Annotated in this window: 15 protein-coding genes and 1 pseudogene; 3 read left to right on the forward strand and 13 right to left on the reverse strand. The window is 59.3% G+C overall.

Annotated elements, in window-relative coordinates; all coding sequences use genetic code 11:
- Positions 1 to 58: 58 nt before the first annotated feature.
- From ACM6IQ_RS27860 to ACM6IQ_RS27870, 3 genes are all read right to left on the reverse strand, one after another.
- Positions 59 to 2107 (reverse strand): autotransporter domain-containing protein, encoded by a 2049-nt coding sequence (locus ACM6IQ_RS27860; RefSeq protein WP_414880373.1) that lies wholly within the window; start codon positions 2105 to 2107, stop codon positions 59 to 61.
- A 291-nt stretch (positions 2108 to 2398) separates the two neighbouring features.
- The gene (locus ACM6IQ_RS27865) at positions 2399 to 3235 is read right to left on the reverse strand and encodes an amino acid ABC transporter permease (RefSeq protein WP_017341583.1); all 837 of its coding nucleotides are present in this window, start codon (positions 3233 to 3235) and stop codon (positions 2399 to 2401) included.
- Positions 3232 to 4053: an ABC transporter substrate-binding protein gene (locus ACM6IQ_RS27870; protein ID WP_414880351.1), complete on the reverse strand. Its 822-nt coding sequence runs from the start codon at positions 4051 to 4053 to the stop codon at positions 3232 to 3234. Before ACM6IQ_RS27870 ends, ACM6IQ_RS27865 begins: the two co-directional genes overlap by 4 nt.
- A 112-nt stretch (positions 4054 to 4165) precedes the next feature.
- Here ACM6IQ_RS27870 and ACM6IQ_RS27875 point away from each other — a divergent pair, with 112 nt between their 5' ends.
- Positions 4166 to 5065: a homocysteine S-methyltransferase family protein gene (locus ACM6IQ_RS27875; RefSeq protein ID WP_414880352.1), complete on the forward strand. Its 900-nt coding sequence runs from the start codon at positions 4166 to 4168 to the stop codon at positions 5063 to 5065.
- 75 nt (positions 5066 to 5140) lie between these two features.
- Here ACM6IQ_RS27875 and ACM6IQ_RS27880 read toward each other — a convergent pair whose 3' ends face one another.
- From ACM6IQ_RS27880 to ACM6IQ_RS27890, 3 genes are read right to left on the reverse strand one after another with little or no spacing between them, the layout of a single operon-like run.
- A complete protein-coding gene (locus ACM6IQ_RS27880; protein ID WP_414880353.1) occupies positions 5141 to 5812 on the reverse strand; it encodes a GNAT family N-acetyltransferase in 672 nt (223 codons plus the stop codon).
- 17 nt (positions 5813 to 5829) lie between these two features.
- Positions 5830 to 6276 carry a GNAT family N-acetyltransferase gene (locus tag ACM6IQ_RS27885; RefSeq protein ID WP_414880354.1) on the reverse strand — a complete coding sequence of 149 codons (447 nt, stop codon included), beginning with the start codon at positions 6274 to 6276 and terminating at the stop codon, positions 5830 to 5832.
- Positions 6277 to 6285: 9 nt separating this feature from the next.
- Positions 6286 to 6909 carry an FMN-binding negative transcriptional regulator gene (locus ACM6IQ_RS27890; RefSeq protein WP_414880355.1) on the reverse strand — a complete coding sequence of 208 codons (624 nt, stop codon included), beginning with the start codon at positions 6907 to 6909 and terminating at the stop codon, positions 6286 to 6288.
- Between the two features lie 90 nt (positions 6910 to 6999).
- Here ACM6IQ_RS27890 and ACM6IQ_RS27895 point away from each other — a divergent pair, with 90 nt between their 5' ends.
- Positions 7000 to 8550: a PLP-dependent aminotransferase family protein gene (locus ACM6IQ_RS27895; protein ID WP_414880356.1), complete on the forward strand. Its 1551-nt coding sequence runs from the start codon at positions 7000 to 7002 to the stop codon at positions 8548 to 8550.
- A 26-nt stretch (positions 8551 to 8576) separates the two neighbouring features.
- On the opposite strand, the pseudogene ACM6IQ_RS27900 reads toward ACM6IQ_RS27895, so the two are convergent.
- From ACM6IQ_RS27900 to ACM6IQ_RS27915, 4 genes and pseudogenes are all read right to left on the reverse strand, one after another.
- Positions 8577 to 13161, reverse strand: a pseudogene (locus ACM6IQ_RS27900) (hypothetical protein).
- 149 nt (positions 13162 to 13310) lie between these two features.
- Entirely contained in the window at positions 13311 to 14411 is a 1101-nt protein-coding gene (locus ACM6IQ_RS27905; protein ID WP_017341575.1) for a polyamine ABC transporter substrate-binding protein, read from the reverse strand.
- Between the two features lie 13 nt (positions 14412 to 14424).
- A complete protein-coding gene (locus tag ACM6IQ_RS27910) occupies positions 14425 to 15456 on the reverse strand; it encodes a histone deacetylase family protein (protein ID WP_414880357.1) in 1032 nt (343 codons plus the stop codon).
- A gap of 245 nt (positions 15457 to 15701) precedes the next feature.
- Entirely contained in the window at positions 15702 to 16709 is a 1008-nt protein-coding gene (locus ACM6IQ_RS27915) for an AraC family transcriptional regulator (RefSeq protein ID WP_017341573.1), read from the reverse strand.
- 211 nt (positions 16710 to 16920) lie between these two features.
- Between ACM6IQ_RS27915 and ACM6IQ_RS27920 the strand changes: the two genes are divergently transcribed.
- Positions 16921 to 20322: a dermonecrotic toxin domain-containing protein gene (locus tag ACM6IQ_RS27920; protein ID WP_414880358.1), complete on the forward strand. Its 3402-nt coding sequence runs from the start codon at positions 16921 to 16923 to the stop codon at positions 20320 to 20322.
- A 77-nt stretch (positions 20323 to 20399) separates the two neighbouring features.
- On the opposite strand, the gene ACM6IQ_RS27925 is transcribed toward ACM6IQ_RS27920, so the two are convergent.
- The 3 genes from ACM6IQ_RS27925 to aspA all read right to left on the reverse strand — a co-directional run bounded on the left by ACM6IQ_RS27925 (position 20400) and on the right by aspA (position 24976).
- Positions 20400 to 21404 carry an asparaginase gene (locus ACM6IQ_RS27925; RefSeq protein WP_414880359.1) on the reverse strand — a complete coding sequence of 335 codons (1005 nt, stop codon included), beginning with the start codon at positions 21402 to 21404 and terminating at the stop codon, positions 20400 to 20402.
- A 165-nt stretch (positions 21405 to 21569) separates the two neighbouring features.
- Positions 21570 to 23021: an alanine/glycine:cation symporter family protein gene (locus ACM6IQ_RS27930; RefSeq protein ID WP_017341570.1), complete on the reverse strand. Its 1452-nt coding sequence runs from the start codon at positions 23019 to 23021 to the stop codon at positions 21570 to 21572.
- A 530-nt stretch (positions 23022 to 23551) separates the two neighbouring features.
- Positions 23552 to 24976 (reverse strand): aspartate ammonia-lyase, encoded by a 1425-nt coding sequence (gene aspA / locus ACM6IQ_RS27935; protein WP_017341569.1) that lies wholly within the window; start codon positions 24974 to 24976, stop codon positions 23552 to 23554.
- Between the last annotated feature and the right edge of the window lie 70 nt (positions 24977 to 25046).

The raw sequence follows: 25046 nt of genomic DNA on the forward strand, positions 1-25046 counted from the left end.
CGCTTTAAACCTCGGGGGGGCATGTGCTCCCCTTTTTTTCGCCCGGTGTTTGTGAGGGTTAGAAAGTCATTTGCCATTGGCCGTTGATACCGTGGTTTCGGGTGTCGTTACCCATTTCACCCGTAACGCCCACGCCAAGTGTATTGCGTGCAGAAAGCCTGAGGTCTATGCCCGCGTCGACCATCAGTTTGTTCCGATCCAGCGGCGCACTGTATACGCTGTAGTCGTTGCCCCCGCTGACAAGGCGTTGCCGGGTTTCGGTGTAGACCTTGCCATACGTGTGTTTCCAGCCAGCGCTCAAGCGCGGCGTCAGTTGCATACCGTTATGCAACGTATTGAGCTTGGCCAGACGCAGGCCGAATGTGCTGTTGACGTTTTCCTCGGATTGATCGTGGACTTTCAGGGAAGCATCGCCGCCTTTTTCCGCAAAACTGTCGCGCTGGTAACGTTGGTATCCAAGAGTGGCGAACGGTTCGATGCTGACGTTGGCGCGGCCAAAGTTGTAACCCACCTCCGCGAAGGCTTGTTGGGTGTTGGCATCGTAACGACCTTTGGGGCGATCCTTGAAGCCATAAAACTCCACCCTGCGCGCACTGCTTCCGTCGTGGCTGTTATGTGTCGCTCCCAAACGCAGGGACATCGGTCCGTTCTGGCGCAGGGCGTAAGCCCCTAGGTGCCAGCTGTCCAGATCGCCGTCGAGTTCGTTGCTCTTCTGGCGGGTACGGGATTGCCCCCCCATTACGCCCAAACGCCACTGCTCATTGATTTGCCAGTCGGTGCCCAATACCAATCCTTGGGTGGAATGCTGCAACGGGTCATAGTCGCGATCCAGTTTTCCGCTGTGTCCCAACGCCTGTAGCCAGACTCGGCCATTGGTTTCGGTGCCAGCGGCGAGGCGAGGTGCCCTGTTCTGATTGTGAGAAAATCTGGCGTTGTCCAGCTGACGCATAGCCGAGAGCAGAGTGGCCGTTATCGGACCGTCACTGTTCAAGGTCGCCTTGGCGAGGTTGGCGTTGCTGTCGCCGGCCAGAATTTCGAGGGCGTAGGCGGCGGTGGCCCTATCGGAGCCGAGCAGGGCGGTGATGGCGGAATTTGTCGTGCTGGATGGTTGCTCTCTGGTTGGGCTGGCAGCCGGTTCTTCTATGCTGTCGGCAAAGCGTTCAGCGTTTCCGCTCGGCGCAATGCTGCCGAAAGACACCCCATTGCGCGCATAAGTCAGGACGACAGTTTTCTCGTCGTCGTAATTTAATGCCGGCGTCATGAAAACCAGGTTGTCTTGAATGTCTCCGAAACGGCCCACGACTTTGCCTGCCTCAATGAGTGTGTATTGGCTGCTTTGCGGAAATTCACCCGCTGCGACGATTTTCAGGGTCGCATCGTCAAGGCTGGCAATGCCATCGACTTTGATCGTTTCACCACGGCCATCAGGGTTGACCTCATAGGCCAGTACGGCAGTGCTGGTAAGGCTCATATCACCCTTGACCGTTGGGGCGCCCACCAAACGATTGACTATAAGCTGGCCATTCACGTTCAGCGAACCGACGATTCCGTTGCCACTGAATGTACCCATTTCTTCCACGAAGACGTTGCCGCCAATCGAGTGGTTATTGATCAACGTGCCTTGGGTGATTGCTCCGCCAATGATGTGTCCATTATTGATTAGCGTTGCCTCGGGACGGATCAGCGTGCCGATGTCGAAAGCGCCAGCACCACTGACAGTCCAATGACCCTGTTTGACTTTCAGCGCCTTGAAGTTCCGGGTTTCAGTCACAGAGCCACCTTTGGCTGCATTGAGTTGCAGGACGTTGTCGCCCGCACCCCCATTCACTGGCTTCTTGAAAACCCCTTTAGTCAGTACCGAGACCAAATCATTGCGCTCGCCCAGGTTCAGGTCGCTCCATTCAGATACTTTCCTGATCGAGGACGGGTGAGTGTCGGTAGCGCTCATGAAAGCGTCGAGGGTGGCAATCAGTTCTTTCGGTGTTTCTACCGGTGTCGCAAATGCAGCGGCAATGCTGTCGTCGGCAATCGAAAACTCAGCGCAACCCAAGGCGAGCGCTATGGCCAAGGCGAGATGTTTTGGTCGGTATTTGTGTTGAACGGGCATTGATTTTGGCCTCTGTTGACAGGAGACCAAACTCTAAAAGGGAGGGTACAGGCGCCGATGTCGGCTGCTTCCGGTAGCTATTGCGGGCGGCGTCGGATGATTGAACGGAAAAAGAACAGTCGAATGGGAGTGGCTGTATTTATCGTTTTTGCTGAGGCGCTTTTTCTTACAGAGATTCGCAGTGAATGTCCGAGAGCTCATGCAGGGGGCCGGCTTGCCGGCGATGGCGTCCGTGAGATCACCATTGCCAGCAAGCGGGCTCCTGCAAGGTTGGAAAGCTGCAACCCCTCCCTAGCTACGACTCAAATACGCCTTCCCGTAATGCCGTTCCATCCGCGCCTGAATCAGCTCCAAGCCAATCGACATCACCCAGTAAATCACCGCCGCCGTCGTCAGCATTTCGATGTAGCGATAGCTCGAGCGCCCATACGATTGCGCCAGGAACATCACTTCCCAAACGCCCATTACCGAGATCAGTGACGAGTCTTTGAGCATCGAGATGAATTGGTTGGTAGTCGGCGGGATGATGGTGCGCATGGCTTGTGGCAGGGTAACGCGCCAGAAGATCACGGTTTCGCGCATGCCCAGCGCCAGTGAGGCTTCGCGTTGGCCATGGGGTACGCCGAGGATGCCGGCGCGGAAGATTTCGCTCAGGTAGGCGCCGTAGTTCAGTGACAGGGCGATGATGCCGGCGGCGACGGCGCCCGGCACAATGCCGAGTTGCGGCAGGCCCAGGTAGATCAACAGGATCTGGATCAGCAAAGGGGTGCCGCGAAAGAACGAGGCGTAAAAACTCGCAATCCCGAAGGCCACAGCACTTTTCGACAGCCGTGCAATGGCAGTGATGAAGCCCAGCAGCGACGACGCGAGGATCGAGCACAGGCACAAAAACAGTGTCAGCGCCGCGCCCTGCAGAAAACCGTTCGGCGCCAAGTGCAGGCCGATCAGGTTGGGCAGTTTGTCGAGGATGATCGAGAACTTCAGGTCGAAGCTCAGGAAGAAGCTGGCGAACAGACCCAGCATTGCCGCCCAGGTCAGGTACAGCCGCGTGCGAAAACCGAAGATCCGTTGCAGCCGAGACTCAGCCGCCGGTTGTGGCGGCTGAGGTGGGTTGGGAAAGGAAGTCATTTGCTGATGTCGGCGCCGATCCATTTTTGCGAGAGCTTGCTCAGGGTGCCGTCCTGTCTCAGTTGCGCGAAGACGTCACGCACCTTGGCGTCCCACTGTGCGTCGCCTTTTTCGATGGCCACCGAGTTTGGCTCCGAGTACAGCGGTTCGCCGGCGAGCTTGAAGCGTTTGTCTTCGGTCAGTCGCGGCTGCGCGGTAACCAGGTTGGTAAGGACCGCATCCAGTCGTACGCCGGCACCCAGCCCCAAGTCCTGGAACGCCACGTTGTCGGTGTCATACGGGGCGATTTGCACATTCTCGAACGGGTACTGCAACTGCGTGTCTTCGGCGCCTTCGATCACCAGGTTTTTGTTCAGGTAGCTTTCATAGCTGGAAGCGCTGGTGAGGCCGACTTTCTTGCCGCTCAAATCCTTGGCACTGTGGATGCTGTCGTCCTTGGCGTTGACCACGATCACCGCAGGTGAGGCGTAATACTCGACCGGGAAGTCGAAGACTTCGGCGCGGGCCTTGCTCGGGGTCATGGAGCAGATGCAAATGTCGTAGCGGCCGCTCCAGCGGCCGGCGGCAATCACGTCCCAGGATGGCGTTTCGAGGCGCAGTTTGACCCCGAGTTTGTTCGCCACGGCTTTGGCCACATCAACGTCGAAGCCGTCGAGTTGGTTCTGGTCATTGAGGAACGAGAAGGGTGGATAGCTTTCCATCAGCACGCCGACCAGTTCTTTCTTTTGCTCGATGCGGTCCAGCGTGGCGCCACCGAAGGCTTGGGTTGAGGCAGTCAGAATCGTCAGGCTCAAGGCCAGGAGTGGTTGAAGTTTCACAGTCGATCCCTGATAAAAAATGGGTTGTTATTCACCGAATGGTGCGTATTAAATAGTTATAAGTACGGCTCCGGTAGTGAGTTATTTTCATAAGCATATGAGTGAAAAGCATATGGGCGCAAAAAGCACAGTGATTCTGGATGGCGGCATGGGTCGTGAGTTGCAGCGCCGAGGTGCGCCATTCAGGCAGCCCGAATGGTCGGCGCTGGCCTTGAGCGAAGCGCCGCAGGCCGTGGAGGCGGTGCACGCGGCTTATATCGAAAGCGGTGCGAACGTGATCACCAGCAACAGTTACGCGGTGGTGCCGTTTCACATTGGTGAAGAGCGATTTGCTGCTGAGGGGCAGGCGCTTGCATCGCTGGCCGGAGAGCTGGCACGGCGCGCGGTTGATGCCTCGGGCAAACCGGTCCGCGTGGCGGGTTCACTGCCGCCGCTGTTTGGCTCTTACCGCCCAGACCTGTTCGACGCCAGTCGGGTAGCTGAACTGCTGACGCCGCTGGTAAAGGGCCTGGCGCCCCATGTTGATGTGTGGCTGGCGGAAACCCAGGGTTCGATCGTTGAAGCGCGAGCGATTCACGCCGGTCTGCCCAAAGACGGCAAGCCGTTCTGGCTGTCGTTTACCCTGAAGGATGAAGACACGGACGAAGTCCCGCGTTTACGCTCCGGTGAGCCTGTGGCTGAAGCAGCTGCGGTGGCTGCCGAGCTGGGCGTCGAGACGTTGCTGTTCAACTGCAGCCAGCCGGAAGTGATCGGTGCGGCGATTGATGCCGCGCGGGAAACCTTCGAGCGTTTGGGGGTGAAGATTCACATCGGCGCGTATGCCAATGCCTTCCCGCCGCAACCGAAAGAGGCGACCGCCAATGATGGTCTGGACCCGTTGCGCGAGGACCTTGATCCGCCGGGTTATCTGCATTGGGCGGCGGATTGGCAGAAGCGCGGCGCCAGCCATTTGGGCGGGTGCTGCGGGATTGGGCCGGAGCATATTGCGGTGTTGGCCCAGAAATTGGTGTGAAGCCAATCGTCGAACGCCGCCCGGAGCTGGCTCCGGCGGCCTTTCGACGAAGGCGTTCGTCCAGACGCCGCTGATCTACCCGCGACACTCAGCCAGCGTTTTCACCTGTCCCGACTCCGACTGATTCTCATCGCTCAACCAGCGCTCAAACCCCGCGCCAATCGCCGGCCATTCCGAATCCAGAATCGAATACCAGGCCGTATCCCGGTTCTGACCCTTGACCACCATGTGCTGACGGAACACCCCTTCAAAACTGAACCCCAACCGCTCCGCCGCGTACTTGGAGCGGGCGTTGCCGTTGTTGCATTTCCACTCCAGGCGCCGGTAACCCAGGGCGAAGGATTCCTTGGCCAGCAGATAAACCGCTTCGGTACTTTTCGGCGAGCGCTGCATCGGCGCGCCGAAGGTCACGTGGCCGATCTCGATGCGGCCCTGAGACGGAACGATCGACATCAGACTGAGAATGCCTTGCACGTCGCCGCTGGCCCGGTCGATCACAGTGAAGAAATACGGGTCGCTGTTGGCTGCGTGGTTGTTCAGCCAGTCGTTGAAAGCGCTGCGCTCCGGGAATGGACCGTAAGGCAGGTAATCCCACAGTTTTGGGTCGGAGCCGGGGCCTTGCAGGGCTTTCCACAAGCCGTCGGCGTGACGCGCCGGGTCGAGTTTTTCCAGACGGATGAAACGACCTTCGATGGTTTTAACGGACGGTGCCGGGACACCTTTCCAGTCCGCGAGTGAAGTCGACATGCTGTTCTCCTTGAACCTTAAATGGCTTTGCGAAACTGGATGTAACCGGGGCGTTCGGCGATACGCTCGTAGAGCTGGATCGCGGTGGCGTTGGTTTCGTGGGTCAGCCAGTGCACTTTGCAGCAACCGTCCGCTTTGGCGGTTGCGTAGACGAATTCGATCAGCTTGCGGCCAACGCCGGTGCCGCGGGTTTCGGGCGTCACCAGCAAGTCTTGCAGGTAACAGGAGTTTTCGATGCTCCAGTTCGAGCGATGGTAGATGAAGTTCACCATGCCGACCGCTTTGCCGTCGACCCACGCCAACGCTGAATGAGTCGGTTCATTCGAGTCGAGCATGCGTTGCCAGGTGCTTTGGGTGACGGCCTCGGGCAGTTCGGTGTTGTAGAAGCGCAGGTAGGCTTGCCACAGAGGCAGCCACGCAGCGTGATCGTCAGCGGTGACCTGGCGGATTTCAATCTGACTCATGTTCAATCCTTATCGCATCAAGTGGGCGAGGGCCTGGTCATGCACATCGGGGCTGGCGGCGAGCCCTTCGCGCACACCGGCGATGTCTGTGGTGCTGCGGTTCTGGCTGAGTTTGCGTTTGCCTTCCAGGCGCTGGATCGGCAGGGCAAACCCGACGATGGCCTTGAGCATGCCGTCGATGTAATCGGCGGGTGCATCGGTGACTGCCCATGGTTGGGCGCGACCGGTTTCATGGCGATCGGTCAACGCACTGACCAGGTTGAGCAGACGGTCGGCGTCGGTGAAAACCTCTGCGGTGCCGTACGCGTGTACGGCGACGTAGTTCCAGGTCGGCACGACTTTGCCGTGCTCGGCTTTGCTCGGATAAAAACCGGGGCTGACATACGCGTCGGCGCCGGCAAAGATCACCAGGGCCTCGGCGCCATTGTGGAGTTCTTTCCACTGTGGATTGGCCCGGGCGAAGTGGCCGTAGAGGGTGCCGTTCGGACCTTGGTCCGGGCGGAACAGCAGGGGCAGATGACTGGCTTGCAGGCCTTGCTCGCCGTGGGTAACGACCAGGGCGAGGCGGGTGCCGAGTATCTGCTGCTGCAGATCGTCCAGATCTTTGATGGCAAAGCCGCTGGGGTTGTACATGGAAAAACTCCTTGGCGAATGCCTTCATCCTAGGCAGGCTATTGGTCTGTTGTAAGAGCCATTAATGACGAATTTCATAGGTCCATTGTCATGACGGATGCGCCGCTTTCCTTGTCGTTCAACCCTGCGGGTATCGAACTTGATCGCCGTCAGGGCCTGAGTCGTCAGCTCTACCAAGCGTTGCGCTTGCGTGTGCTTGACGGGCGATTGGCCAGCGGCACGCGATTGCCGGCCAGCCGCGATCTGGCGGCAGCACTGGCGATTTCCCGCAACAGCGTGGTGCGGGCTTACGATCAGCTCTATGCCGAAGGGTTTATCGAAGGGCGCGTCGGTGACGGAACCTATGTCGCGCAATTACCGCAATCCGTACTCCCGGCAAAAAAACTATCCACAAAAGTATCCACAGGGTTTTCCACAGGGTTATCAACAGTCTTATCCACAAATTGGCTGGATTTACCTGTGGTTTCATCCAGTAAAGTTATCCACAGTGGGGCGCTGGGGCGCGTTGACAAGAACCATTTGGCCCTGCCGCCGAGTGGTCCGCCTCGCGCATTTCGGGTGGGTGTTCCGGCATTCGATCTGTTTCCTTTCGAGGTCTGGGCCAAGCTGAATGCGGCTTTCTGGCGTAAACCGGATTTGCAGCAGTTGTGTTATGGCGATCCAGCAGGCGATGCACGATTGCGCGGCATGATCGCGGCGTACTTGCGCAGTTCGCGAGGAATGCAGTGTTCGGCTGAGCAAATAGTGATCACCAGTGGTGCACAGCAGGGGATTAGCCTTTGTGCACAGCTGCTGGTGGAGCCGGGCGACGGGGTGGCAATTGAAAATCCGGGGTATCGGGCGGCGGGTCATGCGTTCGCGGTGGCCGGTGCGAAATTGCATGGGGTGGCGGTGGACAGTGAGGGCATCGACTGTACTGAATTGGCCCGGCTTAGCGATTGTCGGCTGGCCTACGTCACGCCTTCGCATCAATACCCGACCGGGGTGGTGATGAGCCTGGCGCGACGCCTTGAATTGCTCGCTTGGGCAGAGCGCAACCAGGGCTGGATCGTCGAGGACGACTACGATGGCGAATACCGTTACAGCGGCGCCCCCCTGGCGCCGTTGGCGGCACTCGATCGACAGGGCAGGGTCTTGTACGTCGGGACCTTTGGCAAAGTCGCGTTCCCGGCGTTGCGCCTGGGTTACCTGGTGTTGCCGCCCGCACTGGTGCAGGCGTTTTCTCAACGGCGAGCGGTGGACGTTCGGCATTCCGAAGTCAGCACCCAAGCGGTGATGGCCGAGTTCATGGCCGCCGGGCATTTCCAGCGGCACATCCGCCGTATGCGCCGTGCGGCCCTGAGCCGACGCAATACGTTGTTGGCCGGCTGGCCGCAGAACATCCCGGGCATCGGCAGCCTGCCGAGTGTTGCGGCAGGGTTGCATATGACGGTGCCTGTCGACTCACAGGCCCGCGAGTACGAACTGGTGGAAAAAGCCGCCAGCGTCGATGTCGAGATCAACCCGCTGAGCAGCTATTGGCTGTCGGATTCGCAGCAACCGGTGGACCAGCGTGCCGGGCTGGTCCTGGGTTTCGCGGCCGTGCCCGAGGCGGCCATCAGTACCGCACTCGGGCGACTGGAAAAGGTCTGGCGCCGTTAAGCGGTGACGGTTCAACGACGCAAGACTTACGATTTTGACGCCGATGGCGGCACCTTTGCGAAGAACAGTGTTGTTGCCAGTTGTGGACTGATTTCGCTGCGATAGATCGAGATCGCATGGAGATCGTCATTCGCACTGCGAGCTTCGAACGCGCCGCCCAGCAGCCGTTGCTGCACGGTTTTCAGATGCGCCGCGGTGAAAGTTTGTGCAGGCGATGCGGGCTCTGAATAGTGAAAGTGGGCATACCACAGAACATTTTTGCTGGTGTGGTCACGAATTTCGTATTCCTCGAGGTAGTCTTTTTTACGGTTTTTGAGCAACCGCCGGCCGGGGTTCTTGACGATGTCGACCTGACCTTCGCTTTGCAGCCACTGAACACGCTCTGCCGTAGGCGGCTGCAGCTTGGTCATGCTGATTCGCGTTGTGCGTCCCTGGCTGTAGAGCCGGATTGCTGCGTCATTGAGTTGTTTGGCCAGTGTGACGGCCGATCCCGGACCGCCATCGATGGCGTTGCTGGAAATCAGCGCTTCGTCGATGGCCTTGGCGACCTCCTGCAATCGATGGGCCTGCTGATGGAACATTTCCTCGATTTCCACGGGAATTCGCCGCGGCCCTTTTGAATGGGCGTCCGTTCGGCGAATGAACGTCTCCAGCCCGTCCAGCAATGCCTGACCCTGAACAATGCTTGCATCCAAATCCGGTGGGATAACGACGGAAGGAACCGCTTTCGCGGCGACTCTTTCAACCCATACCCCTGGGGTTTTCTCATGAAACGTCGAAATGACTTTGCCCGTCAGCGTCGACGTAACGTCGATCAGTTCTGATCCGTCCGCCGCAGAGTCGGCGCGGAGTTGGCCGACCACCGTGCCGTTGTAACGAGTCTTGATGATGCGCTTGGCGGGAACGACCGGCAGGCGGGAAGGGCCCGGTTGCGGCTCAAGCGCCTGTCGCTCGCGCAACAGGCTCGCCAGGTGCTTCACCGTGTTTTTTTGAAACGCGTCGATACGTTGGCGCATCAGGTCGAGCGGTGATTGCAGGAACTGACCGGGAAACTCGCCAGGCAGATCGATGATGCGCTGATCGGTGATCGCGAGTTGCTCCACCAGATCACTGAGCCCTTCGATTCGCTCCGGCAAACGCAACACATCGTCGTCGCCGGCCAGATCCAGTGAAGCCTGAATGGCGAGCGCTGCGTTTTCGACTACGGTCTCCAGCGCCGGGCGTGCTTCGTGTGTGGCTGCAACAGAAGTATCGAGGCACAACTCCTGGCCCAGTGTGATCTGGAACAGTTTGAGGTCCTGTAAATCGAACGGCGGCATGTTGGACTTGACGTCACGGATCACTTCCACGGCTTCTTTGCCGAGCAGGTTCAGTTGCTCGAAGCGTGATTGCGCGAGTTCGATTTTCTCGATGTAAGCGGCGGTCAGATCACTCGTGAGTTGATAGGTCTGTCGGGCGGTCTGCGTGTCTTCCGTTCGCTGTGTGTCGAGCAGATCGAGGGAGAGACGCATCTGATTGTCGAAAACAGGGCGCTGGTGGTTGAACCATTTTTCCAGCAGCGATAACTGGAAATCCAGGCGGCTGATCATCGCTTTTCGGTAATTGGGAATGGCTTCGCGAGCATTGAACGCTTTCATCTGTTCAATGTTGGCGCTGATGAATGACATCTGCGCGTCGAGCATTTCAAGGTACAGGCGACGATGGTTGTCGGTTGCCGTAGGTGCCTGCGCTTTTTTTTTCGGCTTCCTTGAGTTCTGTTTCCCGACTTTTGGTCTGGCCCTCGAACGCGATCATTTGCTGTTTCAGTTCAGCCAGGCGCTCCTTGTTTTGCTGTTCCAGCCGTTGCCTCTCCTTGCCCCCGCCCCTCAGTCTCAGCCGCGTATCGATAAACCATTCGCCTTTGGCGTTCTTGACCAACAACGGCCCGCCGCGCGTGGGGGACAGGCGTGAGTCAGTGATCTGCACGTCGTGATTGTCGTTGAGCGTGACTTCGAACCATCGTTGGCCGACCTTCGCATACCATTTTCCGTTAAGTGAGCTGAGATGTTGGTGAGGGCCGGGCGCGCTGGAGGCGACGGCCATTCCCTTGGGTTCGGCGATCTCCAGTTCATCCAGCAAGGTGCCCAACGCGACAGGCGGCAGCGTAGCGACGGCGTGCAAAGACGTTTCATGGGTATGAGGCGGTTGATCGAGGTCGGGCAGGCGAGTGACCGTGATTTTGTGCGCTGGCTTGATTGGCGGCGTGACCGGCGGCTCGACTTTCTCGATCAAGCGCGTGACGGGTTTATGGCGAGAGGCAGCCCGATGGGCCAGCACCATGCCGAGCGTCAACAGCAAATCGGTCAGGGCGGACCAGGCGGATTCGCTGTCTTCGTTCTCTTTGGCCTCGGTGATTGCCTGCAAGTCGTCCATGATCTGCCAGATCCACCCGGCAACCCCGGCAGTGCGACCAAGAAAGGGCAGGGCGACGTTGAACAGCATCCATGCGCCATGCTTGAGCGTCGCCCAGCGGGCTTGCGCGTTGGACACCGATTGCCGGTCAGCCAGGGTCATCATGGCGTTGGCGTTGGCTTTGAACAGGGGCGCCAGTGAAACGTCATCAAGGGCTGCCGCACTGAGCGACACCGCGCCCATCTTGCCCAGCGCTGACGTGGGATCGACCAGCAACTGGGTCAGGGTCCAGACCGAAGGCAATTCACCGCAAAACACATACTGGGAATAGTTGAAGCGCACGTCGTCGGCCAGCCACGCCAGAACCGATTGGCGAAGGGACTTTTCGTGCTTGATCGCATACAGCAGATTGGCCTCGTTCGGGTACTGCGTCAGCGAGGGGACGAGCAATGGCCGGTAGAGCAGACAGGGTCCCTGATCAGCGGACTTCGGACCGATGACGAACATGTTGGCGACTTCGTCGACCTTGCTGTCGGCGCGATTGCCGGCGATGAAGGCCAACGGGCGAATGACAATCTCCTGTCCGTTCACTTGGCGCTCGGCCGCGTTTTGCTGCAGGGCCGCGTTGACGTACTGGTAGCCTCGTTCATCGATACCGGCTTCGCCGCGCATCTTGTGTTGCAGCGCCTGCAAGGGCAACTGGGTGCGTAAATGACGCGTATAGAGCGCTTGTCGGCGCACTGTTTCTTGCGAGTCATCAAGCAGCTTGCGCTTGATCAGTGCCGGGTAAACCGCGCCGATATCCACCTGGGTGACGAGGTTCTCCAGGTAGGCGGGCGTCATCCAGACGGGCACCGGGTCGCCGTTTTTGTACTGCACCGTCTTGTTACCCAGCGGAACGGCAATCAGGTTTTGCAACGCCAGTTCGATCAGCGACAGCGTGACAGTCTGCGTTTTGCCGGGTATCACGACAGCGCCCAGGACAACGACGCTGGTGATGCTGATTTGCACGTCCTCAAGGTTCAGGCCCGCCGCCGCTGGATGATCTTTGATCATCTGTTCTCGTAAGGTTTGCAGGGCAAATTCGGGCAGTGCGGCGATGCCTTCGTCGAAGGTTTTTCCAGCGTCCTGCTCCCGCAACTGCGCCAGGTCCATCAGGTGTCGGCTGTAACGGGTCAGGTCCGCTGACAATGCGTTGTTCAACCAGCCTGTCAGTAACCCCTGAACCTTGTTGAAGCGTGACGAGGGCAGGGCTTCAAATTCCGTGAAGCTTTTTGCTGCCGCGCTGATCTGCGGTGAAAGACTCGCGGGTGCAGCGTTCTGAAAGGAGTTGAAGGCACCGATGGCTTCGGCTTCGAGTGCGATCAGCGCACATGCCTGGTGATGAAAGAAATTGCCTTCGGGTTCGTACAGACGCCATTGCAGCGTCTGCCCGGTACTTGACGACCCAGGATGGGCAAACAATGCGGCACCCAGCGCCGCAACAGAGTCGTAGTGCTTGAAGCCTTCGGCAATCGAGTGCGTCAGGACCAGGGTTCGGGTATCCAGTGTGCCCACGAAAACAGCGATATCCAGAACCCGCAGATGTTCGGTCACCGCGTTTGCTGTGCATTCTGTGTCGATCAGGCAGGCCTTGGTCAGGTACTTGTCGTGTTGGCGCCGTGTGGCCCGATCGGGATGAGTGAACACGGCACGGGCCATGGCTTTTTGGTCGGCATCCCAGTCCGTGGCCTCATCGAGGTTCCAGATGTCCTGCAGCGCTTGCGAGAGCTGATGCCAGCGCGGGGTCGAAGCGCTTGTCTCCTGATTCCAGTAATCAAGTTGCTGTTGCTGGTAGGCAATGAACAGCTGCGAAGCGAGCGTATTGATCAGCGATCCGATGGCCGTAATGTTTACCGGCAGTTGAGCCGGTGGGTCAACGCCCGGTTGCAGGGTCAGGAAATGTTCACCGTCGATGAGTGTCACCGTCGAACCCGACAACCCGATCCGCACCAACACATCGGTAAGCGATTCATACAGATTACTGCCGGACACGACATCGCCGCCGGTCTCGACCCAGGTCGGAGTGACGACCGTGGCGAGCGTCGGGTCAATCTTCAACGGCGGATAAAGCGCGTTGAGTGCAGGCCCCAATGCAGTCGCTGCAACCTCTCTGATCGAGGGACCGGTGACCAGTTGGGTCAGTATGTTATCTGCACTCGGGGAAGCGGTGTCGGGCATGGTCGTCTCCTGATTGAGGATGCGCCGCTGTTGATTGCGCAGCGCTGATCAGGTGACGGTATCGGGCGACCTCACAGGCCTGGCGGTACATAAATATCGCAGGCAAAAAAAGACCCGCATCACGGCGGGTCTTCGGTTTTCAAGGGGTTTCAGGTCCCTGACTTGATTTTGGTCCAGGCTCGCGTGCGCGCACGTTCGGCATCACGCGGCAGCGGTTGCAGGGTGTAAAGCGTGCCCATCGCCGCTTCGGTCGGGTACAGGTTCGGGTTGTTGCGGATCGCCGGGTCGACCATTTCCGTGGCGTCCTTGTTCGGGTTCGGGTAACCGACGAAGTCGCTGACCGGCGCAATCACCTGCGGTTGCAGCAGGTAGTTGATGAAGGTGTAGGCGTCCTCGGTATTCTTCGCGCCCTTCGGAATCGCGAGCATGTCGAACCAGATCGGCGCGCCTTCTTTTGGCAAGCGCATGTCGACGATGACCCCGTTCTTGGCCTCTTTGGCGCGGTTGGCGGCCTGGGAGAAGCTGCCGGAATAACCGACCGCGACGCAGATGTCACCGTTGGCGATGTCGGCCATGTACTTGGAGGAGTGGAAGTAAGTGACATACGGGCGGATTTTCATCAGCAGCGCTTCAGCCTTTGCGTAGTCCGCCGGCTTCTTGCTGTTGGGGTCCAGGCCGAGGTGTTGCAGGGCCAGCGGCAGGATCTCCGACGGCGAGTCGAGCAGGGCGACGCCGCACTGCTTGAGCTTGCTGATGTTTTCTTCCTTGAAGATCAGGTCCCAACTGTCCACCGGCGCGTCGGCGCCCAGCGCGGCTTTGACTTTGTCCGGGTTGAAGCCGATCAGGATGGTGCCGTACATGTACGGCACGGCGAATTTGTTGCCCGGGTCGTTGGCTTCGATCAGCTTCATCAGCTTGGGATCGAGGTGGTTCCAGTTCGGCAGCTTGCTGCGGTCCAGCGGCTGGAAAACGCCGGCCTCGATCTGCTTGGCGAGGAACACGTTGGACGGCACCACCACGTCGTAACCGGAGTTGCCGGTCAGCAGTTTGGCTTCCAGCGCTTCGTTAGTGTCGAAGATGTCGTAGACCAGTTTGGTCTGGGTGTTCTGCGCCTTGAAGTCCTCCAGCGCTTTGGGGGTGATGTAGTCGAACCAGTTGTAGACGCGCAACGTTCGCTCTTCGGCGTGAGCGGCCCCGCTGAGCACCGTGGCGCACAGGGCGGGGACGATAAGACGCTTGAGTCTGTTCATTATTGTTGTTTCCTCATTGAGCGCTTTCAAAACCTTCAAGAACGTTCACGGCGTTGATGCCGATTTCTTCGACCGCGTAACCGCCTTCCATCACGAACAGCGTCGGCACGCCGAGCTTCGCAATACGCTCGCCCATCGCCAGGTAATCCGGGCTGTCGAGCTTGAACTGGGAAATCGGATCGTCCTTGAACGTATCGACGCCCAGGGACACGACAACGATGTCGGCGCCGTATTGTTCGATCTCTTTGCAGGCGTGTTCCAGTGCCGCGCTCCAAATGTCCCAACCGCTGCCGGCGGGCAAAGGGTAGTTGAAGTTGAAGCCTTCACCCGCGCCTTCGCCCAGCTCGTCTTCATAACCGAGGAAGAACGGGAATTCGGCTTCCGGATGGCCGTGGATCGAGGTGAAGAGCACGTCGCTGCGTTCGTAGAAAATCGATTGCGTGCCGTTGCCGTGGTGGTAGTCGACGTCGAGGATCGCGACTTTCTTGTGGCCCTGATCGAGGAAAGCCTGAGCGGAGATAGCGGCGTTATTGAGGTAGCAATAACCCCCCATCAAGTCGCTGGCGGCGTGGTGTCCCGGTGGACGGCACAACGCGAAAGCACTGCGTGCGCCGCGCTGGATTTCTGCCTGGGCGGTGAGCGCCACTTGCGCTGCGCTGTACGCCGCTTGCCAGGTGCCGGCAGTGATCGGGGCGCCGCCGTCGAAGCTGTAATAGCCAAGCTGGCCGTGCAGGCTGGTGGGCTTGATGGCGCGCAAGGTACGGGCCGGCCAGGTGTAGGGCAGCAAGTCGCCGTCGGTGTTGAACTCGGTCCAACGGGCCCAGGCGCCTTTGAAGAAGTCGAGGTAGTCGCGGCTGTGGATGCGCGCGATCGGGTCGAGGCCGAAATCCTTCGGCGCTTCGACGGGGCCCAGGTTCTGGTTTTTCACCCGTGCCAGTACGTGGTCGGCACGCGAAGGCATTTCGAAGCAGGGCTTGAGTTGCCCGTCTATCAATTCACAACGGCCGTGGTGCAGGTGGTGATCGTCCGAGTAGATCGTCAGCATTTCTTGTTCTCCGCAGGCTGAATCGGTTGGCTACAGTCTTGCGGCGGAAGGCGATTCGGAGAACGGCAGGAAAGGCCAAAAGGGGATTTATATGGCCAAAAAATCTGACCGAAATTCGCCCCTTTTTAATGCGTCAGGCCCTGGCGTGGCGCATGGAATGCAGACTCTGTGGGAACGGGCTTGCCCGCGAAGGCGGCATTACAGCCGAGTCAGATGCACTGGCCACTTCGCTGGCAAGCCAGCGCCTACAAGGGGCGGTGCTGCGGGCGGAACTGGCTCGGCGCTACTCCGCTCCAGCGCACAAAGGCATGGCGAAAACTCGCGGTCTCGCTGAAGCCCAGGGCCTCGGCGATCTGATAGATCGGCAACTGATCCTCGCACAGCAACAGCTTGGCCTGTTCGAAGCGCAATTCATCGAGCAGTTCCTGGTAGCTGCAGCCTAGGTCCTTGAGGTGCCGACGCAGGGTTCGCGCCGAACAATTCATCTGCTCGGCCAGGCCCTCCAACCCAGGCGCGGCATTCAGTTGCGCGCTGAGCAGTTGCCGAATTCGCCCCAGCCACGCCTGGCGCCCGGTGAACTCGACGTTCTGCTTGCGGCAGCGTTCGGCCATGGCTTGATGGGTAATCACATCGGACAACGGCAAGGGCTGGTCGAGCCAGTGCTTGTCGAAGGCGAAGGCGTTGTCCCGTGCTTCAAAATGCAGGGGGCAGTTGAAGTGTTCGGCGTAGGTCGCTTCGTAGTCGGGCGCGGCGTGTTCGAAGCGAGCAGCGAGCAGTGGCAGCGGATGACCGAGTAGGTCGTCGCAAATGACCTTGAGCGAAACCAGGCAGAACTCGGCGTTGAACACGGCCATCGCCGGGCTCTCACGATAATCGGCCGCGACGAACCAGACACGCTTGCCATCCTCCTCCAGGCTCAGTTCGAAAAGTGTTCCCAGCAACGCCGGATATCGCATCGCAAGGCGCAAAGCGTCACCGAAGGTGGCACTGGTCAGCAGTGCATAGCCGAGTATGCCGTAGCAGGACACGTGCATCCGCCGACCCAGTTCCAGGCCGATGTCACGCTTGAGTGCGACAGCGTTGGCGCAGACTTGCATCTCTTGATTGGTGGTGATGCGTGTGTCGGCGCGGTTCAGATCCGCCGCACTGATGCCGCTGCCGGCCAATAGCGCCTCACTGGACAAGCCTTCGGCCTTGAAGGTGTTGAGGATCAGCGAGACGGCGTTGAGGGTGGTGAGATGGGAGTGGAGCATGGGATGTTCCATTCTTGAGTTGCTGGAATGGGAGCAAGTTGTGTGCCTGATCGATAGGGTTTCGACAGGTCCGGCGAAACCATTGGTAACAGAAGTAGTATCCCGTTAACGCCTCCAATGCCTGCAAGGCCCCTACCTTGGTCATGACTGTCACGCCCATGCGTTGGCTGTCTTTACGACATTTTCATGTACCCAAGGATGGACCTGAACCTTGACATCTTCAGACGTTACACCAGCCGTTTCCCGTCCGCTGCGTCCGGACGCCGAGGTGGTTTCACAGGCCTTGAGCATTTTGCACCTGTTTGCCGATCGACCGACCTTGCGAGAAACGGCACGAAGGACCTTGCAACAAGTCCTTGATGACCGGTTTCCCGGCTTCGATATCCCGGTGGCCACCGCTGTCGTTCTCGAACCTCGGCGGAGTGAAACCCCGAAAGGGTCAAGCTTTGCCAGTTATCAAAGCCATGGACTGACGGATCTTTTGCTCGAAAGTTACTGGAAGGGCAGTTGCAGAGTATTCAGTGACGAGAGCTTTCTTTCACGGTACGCCAACGTAGAAACGCCTTCAGCCATTGACGTCGAGTTGAGCGAAATCCTGGAGGTGCTCGATGAGTGGGGGCCGCATTTGCTGGAGTGCTATCAACAAGAGCTGGCAGCCTTCTGGAGCCAATCGAACGAGGGCGACGCCAGTCCCTGGCAACAACTTCGCAACCTGTTTCAAGAGCAACTGCGCATGGCTTCTCAGGCACTTGCCGGTGATGCACTGCTGACGGTCCAGGGCGTGCTTGATTACCCCGATAATGCCCAGCGCGAAACAGCCCAGGGCGATGCGGCGACCGAGGCTGCCGTGACACTCGTGTGCGAGGACTCCAGCACCTTGATGCCGGATGATGTACTGGTCCTGTCGATGCGCCGCAAAGTGGAAGGGCGAACCATTGCGTTGCTGTTCACATTGACCGGCGGAATCGAAGTGTTCAGCTCCGAGGAAGCCATGACGCAATCATGGTTTGGTGCACGCCAGCGCCTGTCACTTAGCAACTACTGGGCTGAACATGACATTTTCGACGCACTGACCCTGAGCCTTCTCGAGCGTCAGTTGCAGGTTATCGCGACGATCAAGCCCGCGGTCTTCGTCGATTTGCCGACGCTCGAGCGACGGTTGGAGCAGATCAGTAGCCCGACGACGTTGCTCGGTGCCTTTCGGTCAGGTCATGAAGCCCGGTTGTCCACCCTCAAGGGCTTGTTGCCGTCATGGCTCAAGCAAGCCAGTCCGGTGCAGCGCGCTGCTTACAGCAGGCTGTTGGCCACGCTGGCGGCCCGCAATCGTACCGGTACTTCATTCCTGTCGGGCATCGTGCCGATTCATGAGTACGCCGAGCAGGCATTGAAGGCGCTGATGGTCGAGGACGATCCGGCCCGCAGGCCTGTTAGAGTGCGCGATATCGAGGTGGTGCAGCAGCGATTGGAGAACTCGGCATTCGAAATCATCGACCCGCCATTCCCCGAGCCTCGCTACCAATCAATCCGCTCGGCATTTGCCCAATTGGCGGTGAAAAATGTCGGCGCCTTGCCCCGGGTTCCAGCGCAGATTCTTTATCGCAGCGGCGAACCACCGCTGTGGCTGACCTATGACTATTTGAGGGAACTGACCAATCGCGCCGATTTTGGCCAGCGTTATCCCGACATGTTGCAGCGCAAATTGCTGGACGTCCCTCAGGAGTTCGAGCAGCGACGAGAACAGTTTCACGCGAGCATGTGCATTCAGCTGCCGCTGTTGGCGCTGGAGCTGAGAATCCGCAATCGTCTGACGGATCTGGCCTATCGGCAGGTTGTCGCCGCCCTGCAACCCGACGCGTTCGATCGTCAGGTCGAGGGACAGGCCATGGTGGTCAGACCGCTGGGATTCCAGACTGGAGCCGACTCCAGAAAGGACTACGTCTTGAACATGTTTGTGATCGGCCCGCAGGCGCTTGGACGCGGGCCATACATTCTCTACCGGCCTGCTTCGGTCGAGCCAATGCTCGAGTTTGTCTCGTGGGCAGCTCTGTTAAGTGCGATTCAGGAGGACCCGCCGTTGCAGGGCAGCGTGCTGGCCGGGCTCGCACCCTCCGTTCACCACGTCTATGCCAACGGCGGCTTTGTGGAGCCCCATGTGGGACGGGTCGTTTTCGGTGACTTCGACGCGCTCCTGCCACAACGTGTCTCGCTCGCCAGCGAGGCGTTGTCTGAGGACGTGTTCAGCGCGTTGTACCGGGCTTGCGCCCAGGCACTGATCAAGCGGGCCAAGGATGATTCCGTGTCGAACTCGGAGGCCCGTTGGGATCAACTCAAGGACTTCGGGTGGGCATTGTTCAACCTGCTACAGCCACTATTGGACGGCCCGTTTGCAGCCATGGGGCTGTTGGTGCAACTCACGAAAAGCGTTGAAGTGTTTGTCCAAAGCGAGCATCCCGACAGTCGATGGTCAGCGGCGGCAGATGTGTTGATGAACCTGGCCTTGATATTGGTGCATTCGGGGTCCCCCATGCGTTCCATTGCGCGTGGCGAAGTGTCTGGCGTTGTCCGCGAAACCGCGCTGGAACAGCGTATCCAGCTCGCCAATAACCTCACGCGGCCTGCCTCAGCCGTTCCTGTCAAAGGGAAAACGAGGCTCTTTTATGGCTGGACCGGTGCGCGAGGCCAGTTGTCAGCGCGGCAACTGGCCAAACTGGACACCTTCAAGCTCCCGGCGCCGCCGCGCGAAAGTGGGTTGGTCAATTCCGGCGAGTTTCGTGGGCTTTATCGGCAAGATGGCTACTGGTATGCCTGCGTCGAGGATGACTGGTTTCGGGTTTCACCCACATTGGAGGGTGCGGTGATCACTGATCCGAAGGGTTCGCTGTTGAGGGGGCCCTGGCTCAAAAGCGACGAGCAGGGTCGCTGGAGCTTCGATTTCCGCCTACGGCTGCTGGGAGGCGCGGAGCTGAGTGTCAGGGCCAAAAGGAAGCTCAAGAAACTGGAGAAAAATGCGCGAGAGCTCTTGGCCGGATACGACAGGAAGGTGGCCGACGCCAGGCGGATGTCCAAAACCACTCATTCGCCGGCCGATGTAGAGAGCCTCATCATGGACCAGGCTGACCCGTTTGATGCCGCAGCCGCCAATATTGAGCAATTGACCCGGCCGGTGGGTGAAGAGTCGCTACAGCCAGCCGTCGATCAGTTGAGGGAGGCTGCCACGCGTCTTCGGGAACTGGCACAGCAAACACGTATTGAAATGTACAAATTGAGGAACCCGACCGCGGGTGCGGTGGAATATCTGTTGGGGAAGGAAGAGATAAGCATCCGCAAGATCGGCGGGCGAACCGATAGCTCTGCGGGTAAAGGCACTGATTTTTTGCAGGAATACGAGATCCGCGACCCCGGCAACAATGTGCTGTGGTATGCACATTTTCACTACCGGACAAAGGTGGCTGCGCCAGATTCCTTTATCAAGGCCCATCTGAAAACGGCCGCGCAGCGCCGCCTGGGTCTGAATTTTCAGAAGGATCAACAGGCCGCTGGCCACGCTGTGACCAGCATATGGCGCGGTGAGATTAGCCCTACGATGGCCAAACAGGTGTTTTTCCATCTATAGACTCAAGCGACAGGGCAAGCCTTCCTGACGGCGACGGGTAGGAAGGCTCGCACAAGGTTGCAAGCCAGCCCCGTGCCTCAGATCAATTCGCCACACAGATCCAGCTCCACCAGGGTGCGGACCTCATCGGTGCCAAGCCCCGTACCCAGCAGCCCATGCAACTTGCCGAACGCCGCTTCACGGGTCATGCCGCCGCCAGACAACACGCCGACGCCACGCAAACGACTGCCCGCCTCGTAGACATCCAGCTCGACGCCACCTTCATGGCATTGCGTCACCGCAACCACCACCACGCCGTTGTCCCGCGCGCGACCGAGGCTGGCAAGAAACTCGGGGTTGTCGCTCGGCCCGGTGCCGCTGCCGTAGCACTCCAGCACCAGGCCCTGGATGCCGCTGTTCAGCACGCCATCGAGTTGCTCGGCGCCAATGCCGGGGAACAGCGGCAACACAGCAACTTTCGCCAGCTGCTTGCTCTGGTTGTAGCTCAACGCGGCGGGCAGTGAAGAAGCCTTCGCTCCGCCGCCTTGGCGTTCCAGGCGCTTGAACGGATGCCGACCGAAACTGCGGACTTTCGCGCAACGGGTCGGATCCAGCAATTCGCCATGGAAGTACAGATGAACGCCCGGTGCCAAGCCATGACCCAACGCCACCAACGCGCCGCCGAGGTTTTCCCAGGCATCGCTGTCGGTCACGCCGGCCGGCAGCATCGAACCGGTAAAGCACACGCGGGCGTTCAGGCCCAGCAATTGAAAGCTCATGGCCGCAGCGCTATAAGCCAGCGTGTCGGTGCCGTGCAGGATCAGCACACTGTCGCAGCCCTGTACGTCGACGGCATCGACCACGGCCTCGCGCAGTTGCTGCCAATACGCCGGAGACATGTTGGCGCTGTCGATCAGCGGCGACATCTCGCGAAAGCGCCACTGCGGTACCACCAGTTCCGGCTGGCTGTGCAGGTATTCGCGCATCCGCGCTTCGAAACCGGATGCCGGTGCCAGGCCGTGTTCGCTGGCTTGCATGCCGATGGTGCCACCGGTGTAGAGCACCATGACGTGCTGGGCGGCAGGAAAGGAATTGGGAACCATGGGGAAGTCTCCGCAAGAGATGGCATGTGGGAGCCAGCCGGCTGGCGATGACGGACTGTCAGTTGACACATTAGTCTCTAACATACCGCCATCGCGAGCCGGCTCGTTCCCACAGGTTGTGCACTTTAACTGACGGGCGCAGGGGATGCGCCCGTCATTCACCGATCAGCGTTGCGCTGCGGGTACGCCTTGCGCTTCAGCTTCTGCCTTGGTGGCGGCGGCTGGCGGGTTGGCTGGCCAGGCGTTCAGGTCCAGGTCCAGATCCGGGAACTTGCTCGAATCGAACACTGGAGTCTTGATCCCGGCAGCGCGCTGGTCATCGTAGTCACGCAGGATGCGCATGCCGACCTTGAACAGCAGGAACAGCGCAATCAGGTTCACGAACGCGAGCAGGGTCATGGTGATGTCGGCAAACGCGAACACCGTGCCGAGGTTCTCGATCGCACCCCAGAAGATCAACACCAGTACCAGTGCGCGGTAGCCTATCAGCGCCTTGCGGTTTTCACCGATCAGGAAGCGCAGGTTGCTCTCGCCCAGGTAGTAGTTGTAGAGAATCGAAGTGAACACGAACAACGCCAATGCCACGGAGATAAACATCCGGCCCCAGTCGCCCACGACAGCGGCGAGCGAGTTCTGGGTCAGGGCAATGCCATCGCCTTCGAAGCCCGGGGTGTAGAAGCCCGAGAGCAGGATCAGCAAGGCGGTGCAGGTGCAGATCACGAAGGTGTCGAGGAACACGCTGAACGCCTGAACCACGCCTTGTGCCACCGGGTGTTCAACCGACGCCACGGCTGCCACGTTTGGCGCACTGCCCAGGCCCGCTTCGTTGGCGAACACGCCACGCTTCACGCCCATGACGATGGCACTGCCAATCAGTCCGCCGAAGGCCTGGTCGAGACCGAAGGCGCTTTTGACGATGGTCATCAGCATCGCCGGTACGTGGTCGAATTGCAGCACGATCACATAGATGGTCACGCCGATGTACACCAGGGTTTTCACCGGCACCAACAGGTCAGCGACCTTGGCGATGCGCTTGATCCCGCCGATGAACACCAGACCCAGCAACACTGCCAGGGTCAGGCCGGTCCAGGTGGTATCGAAGCCGAACGCGTTGTTCAGCGAGTGCGTCACAGCGTGGGATTGCAGGCCGTTGAACGCGAACCCGAAAGTCACCAGCAACAGGAACGCCATGATCATGCCCAACCAGCGTTTCTGCAGACCGTGCTGGATGTAATAGGACGGGCCGCCACGGTAAGTGCCGTCAGCGTCGGCGCGTTTGTAGAGCTGGCCGAGGGAGCATTCGAAGAAGCTGCTGGACATGCCGACCAGTGCGGTCACCCACATCCAGAACACCGCACCTGGCCCACCGAGGGTCACGGCAATGCCGACACCGGCGATGTTGCCTGCACCGACGCGGCCAGCGAGGCTGAGCATCAGGGCCTGGAACGAGCTGAGTTGGCCGGCGCTGCTTTTGAGACTGTCGCGGAACACCGCGAACATGTGGAAGAAGTGACGCAATTGAACGAAACGCGAGCGGATCGTGAAGTAGCTACCGAGCCCGACAATGAGCACGATCAGTACTTTCCCTGAGAGGAAGTCGTTAATGACTTCGAGCATGGATTATTCCTCGCTGTTTTTTGTGTAGGCAAATGCTGGGCGGTCGGAAACATCGCGTTACACCGGTTTGCGCACGGCAAAACAGGCGAGGCGACGTTTCGTCCCGATTTCATATTGCGGGTTTGTTATTAGTTCGGGTTTCGCATGGGTTTGGGCCTCGTTACCGACGACCGCTCACGCGAAGAGGGGCGGCACTATACCTAGGAGAGTGCCGTCCGTCTGCACGGTTGTGGTGCAAGCATCGAAACGAAGCCTTTGAAACGCCCGACGTTACCGGCGCCGGGTTTATGCGGGATCTGCTTTTCTGTGGGAGCGGGCTTGCTCGCGAATGCGGTCTGACATCCACTATTTATGGTGACTGACACATCGCTTTCGCGAGCAAGCCCGCGCCCACATTTCTCAGCCCCCAGACATTCTGATTTACAGCCAAAGAGTTAAAAAAAAGGGCCTGGGGAATAAACCCCAAGCCCTCAAAAGGTGAGAGGTGTCTAGTCCCTCGACCTGGTGAGCGGTGCTACTGATGCGTCGGTTCAGGCCTTAAGCGGCACCAGACGCGGAGCAATCATGTTTTCCGGGCGCAGGATGTCGGCGAGCATTTCTTCGTCGAGCAAGCCTTCTTCGCGCACCAGTTCCAGCACGCCGCGGCCGCTTTCGAGGGCGATACGGGCGATGCGGGTGGCGTTTTCATAGCCGATGTACGGGTTCAGCGCGGTGACCAGGCCGATCGAGTGCTCGACCAGTTCGCGGCAGCGGGCTTCGTTGGCGGTGATGCCGGTGATGCAGTGCTCGCGCAGCATGTCCATGGCGCGTTGCAGCAGACGGATCGAGTCGAAGATCTTGAAGGCGATCAGCGGCTCCATCACGTTCAGTTGCAGTTGGCCGCCTTCGGCCGCAATGGTCAGCGCCAGGTCGTTGCCGATAATCTGGAACGCTACCTGGTTTACCGCTTCCGGGATGACCGGGTTGACCTTGCCAGGCATGATCGAGCTGCCTGGCTGACGCGCTGGCAGGTTGATTTCATTGATGCCGGTGCGTGGGCCGCTGGACAGCAGGCGCAGGTCGTTGCAGATCTTCGACAGCTTGACCGCGGTGCGCTTGAGCATGCCGGAGAACAGTACGAACGCGCCCATATCGGAGGTGGCTTCGATCAGGTCGGCCGCCGGTACCAGCGGATGACCGCTGATGGTCGCCAGACGTTGAACGGCCAGGTGCTGGTAACGCGGGTCGGCGTTGATGCCGGTGCCAATCGCGGTACCGCCCAGGTTCACTTCGGTCAGCAGTTCTGGTGCCAGTGTCTTCAGGCGTGCCAGGTCTTCGCCCAGGGTGGTGGCGAAAGCGCGGAATTCCTGGCCGAGGGTCATCGGCACGGCGTCTTGCAGCTGGGTACGACCCATCTTCAGAACGTGGCTGAATTCTTCACCCTTGGCGGCGAACGACTGGATCAGGCTGTCGAGGCTGGCCAGCAGCGCGTCGTGGCCCAGCAGCAGACCCAGGCGGATCGCGGTCGGGTAGGCGTCGTTGGTCGACTGCGCCATGTTCACGTCGTTGTTCGGGTGCAGGTATTGGTATTCGCCCTTCTGGTGACCCATGGCCTCCAGCGCGATGTTGGCGATGACTTCGTTGGCATTCATGTTGGTTGAAGTGCCAGCGCCGCCTTGAATCATGTCCACCACGAACTCTTCGTGGAAATCGCCGCGGATCAATCGTGCACAGGCTTCGCTGATGGCAGCGTGCTTGGCTTCGCTCAGGTGACCCAGCTCGCGGTTGGCGTCAGCGGCGGCTTGTTTGACCATGGCCAGGCCGACAACCAGCTTCGGGTAATGCGAAATCGGAACGCCGGAGAGACGGAAGTTGTTCACCGCTCGCAGGGTCTGGATGCCGTAATACGCTTGAGCCGGTACTTCGAGTACGCCAAGCAGGTCTTTTTCTGTGCGGAAAGATGCAGCGGAGGACATGATAGAAATCATCTCGATATGGACCCGGTCTGTGCCGGAACACCGCAAATGCTAGGCTTGTGGAGAGTTT

Origin of the sequence: Pseudomonas sp. IT-P100, from assembly GCF_949767185.1 — a bacterium.
Lineage (GTDB): Bacteria > Pseudomonadota > Gammaproteobacteria > Pseudomonadales > Pseudomonadaceae > Aquipseudomonas > Aquipseudomonas fluorescens_B.